We start from the raw sequence: 2,503 nt of genomic DNA, 5'->3' as shown, positions 1-2,503 counted from the left end.
TCAGTCTGTAGAGCGACCATAAGACCAGAACAGAGTAAATCTGTTAAGGCAGGTGCGGAACCCCGCAAGGGAAAGAAGCAGAAACCTAAATCGTGAGGTTTGGGAATCACCGTCCGTTTACGGCGGTGAGGATGTCAAAATAAAGACAGGGGAAATCTTAAAAAAATCGAGAAAGTTTTCCCCCTCGATTACTTTTTCCCATAAAAAAACTGCACTAGAGGTAACTGTTAATGGTCGTCAGTCGTGATAAGGCTCCCACGGCACAGGAAACGTTTATGCAAATGGCACAGGCGGCCGGTTTACGCGGTCGCTTGTTGGTTACATTGGGTTTACTGATTCTGCTCCGTTTTGGGATGTTTGTACCGATACCCGGTTTGGATCGGGCAAGATTAGCAGAAATTATTCAAAGTAACGCCGCGTTGGGAATCCTTGACCTGTTTACCGGGGGAGGATTATCGACGTTAGGGATTTTTGCCCTCGGCATTCTTCCCTATATCAACGCCTCAATTATCGTGCAACTGCTCACCGCTGCCCTTCCTTCTTTGGAAGATTTACAGAAAAATGAAGGAGAAGCAGGACGGCGAAAAATTGCCCAAATTACCCGTTATATTGCCTTTGGTTGGGCAATTATTCAAAGTATCGGCATTACTCTCGGTTTATTGGTGGCTAACGGCGTTGTGGACGGAACTTTACCCTCGATCGCTGCTACGGTTCTCGCTTTAGTGGCCGGTTCTATGTTCGTGATGTGGATTTCGGAACTGATTACGGAACGCGGTCTGGGAAATGGAGCATCTTTGCTGATTTTTGTGAATATTGTCGCTGTTTTACCGAAAACCCTCGGTGATACGATTACTTTTGCTCAACAGGGTGGCCGACAAGCGATCGCTCAAGTGGTGATTCTCTTGCTGGTTTTCTTGGTGATGATTATCGGCATTGTTTTTGTTCAGGAAGGAACCCGTCGGATTCCGATTGTTTCTGCCCGTCGTCAGGTCGGTCGTCGTCTCTATCGGGAAAGAACCAGTTATCTACCCCTACGACTCAATCAAGGGGGCGTGATGCCGATTATTTTCGCCTCGGCAGTTTTGGTGTTACCTTTCCAATTGGTGCAAGCTTTACCCACGGATAACCCGGTCGGTCAGGTTTTAGTCCAGTTGGTTAATGCCCTGCGTCCCGATAGTTGGGGTTATGTGGCTTTTTATAGCTTACTAATTCTCGGTTTTAGTTTCTTCTACGCTTCCCTGATCGTTAACCCCAAAGATATGTCCCAAAACCTGAAAAAAATGGGGGCCAGTATTCCGGGGATTCGACCGGGAACCGCTACTACTAATTATCTGGAAGGGGTGCTGAATCGTCTCACCCTTTTGGGCGCTCTCTTTTTAAGTTTGGTGGCTACTGTGCCGACTGTAGTAGAAAGCGCTACCGGTGTCACCACTTTTCGCGGTTTGGGGGCAACTTCCCTGTTAATTCTGGTGGGGGTGGCGATCGATACCGCCAAACAAATTCAAACCTATGTCATGTCTCAACGCTATGAGGACATGATTAAACAGTAGTTAGATAGTTAACCAGTGACCTTTTAGCGGTTACTGGTTATTTTTTCCCTTAAAACCCTATATTTAATCCATGAGCAAACGGATCGGTGTGATATTTTTGGGACCGCCCGGATCGGGAAAAGGGACCCAAGCGGCAAAATTAGCGGAATCTCTGACGATTCCCCATATTTCTACCGGTGAAATTTTGCGTCAAGCAATTACAGAGAAGACAGAACTTGGTCAGCAAGCACAAGCTTATGTGGAAAAGGGCGAATTAGTCCCCGATGAATTGTTATTAGGTTTAATTCAGGAACGTTTAAAACAGCCTGACAGTGCTAAGGGTTGGATTCTTGACGGTTTTCCCCGCACGGTGACACAGGCGAGCTTTTTAGACGCATTACTGGAAGAATTGGCCGATAGTTACACCTATGTGGTTAATTTGGCTGTACCAGATACGGTCTTAATTGAGCGTCTCATGCAACGCGGTCGTCAAGATGATACTAAAGAAACGATCTCCCGTCGCCTACAGGTTTATATCGACCAAACTGCCCCCGTTTTAGATTATTACAGCCAAAAAGGGACTCTTAACCATATCGACGGTAATCAACCGATGGACGCGGTTACGGCGGCTTTAACAGCAGTTGTCACTCCTGTTTAAAGTTTCCCTCAGAATCAATTCAGTCATCAGTCATCAGTCATCAGTAATCAGTAATCAGTCAGTAAAAATTACAACTTTTTATAAGTTTTTTATATAAAACAAGCTTTAATAGTTGAGAATATTTAAATTTACACTTCGCAATATTTATCTTTTCTTAGGAATTTATTAAAAATAATTCGGCTCTTCGTTACTCTTTATGCTAAATCAACAGACAAGATGCCAAGATAACATACTTCTAACCCAAAAATTCCGAAAGTTTCTAAAGCCATAGCCTCTTCGTTTTATTAGTTTAAGTTTATTGTTGATTCCCTCGACC

3 protein-coding genes are annotated in these 2,503 nt (G+C 44.5%); 2 read left to right on the top strand and 1 reads right to left on the bottom strand.

The window, feature by feature from the left end; genetic code table 11:
* Window positions 1-230 precede the first annotated feature (230 nt).
* Both secY and IM479_RS12785 read left to right on the top strand, forming a co-directional pair.
* Complete coding sequence (gene secY / locus IM479_RS12790; RefSeq protein WP_286825771.1) at window positions 231-1,550, top strand: preprotein translocase subunit SecY; 1,320 nt, start codon at window positions 231-233, stop codon at window positions 1,548-1,550.
* A 70-nt stretch (window positions 1,551-1,620) separates the two neighbouring features.
* Window positions 1,621-2,187, top strand: coding sequence for an adenylate kinase (locus tag IM479_RS12785; protein WP_287078895.1), 567 nt, complete (start codon window positions 1,621-1,623; stop codon window positions 2,185-2,187).
* Between the two features lie 204 nt (window positions 2,188-2,391).
* Here the strand turns inward: IM479_RS12785 and IM479_RS12780 are convergent.
* Window positions 2,392-2,503 (bottom strand): transposase (locus tag IM479_RS12780; RefSeq protein ID WP_071784045.1); only part of this gene is annotated, 112 nt, incomplete at its 5' end.

The sequence above is a fragment of the Microcystis sp. M165S2 genome (assembly GCF_020245885.1).
GTDB lineage: Bacteria > Cyanobacteriota > Cyanobacteriia > Cyanobacteriales > Microcystaceae > Microcystis.
The sequence above is the reverse complement of the archived record's forward strand: the minus strand, read 5'-3'. Positions and strand labels throughout refer to the sequence as shown.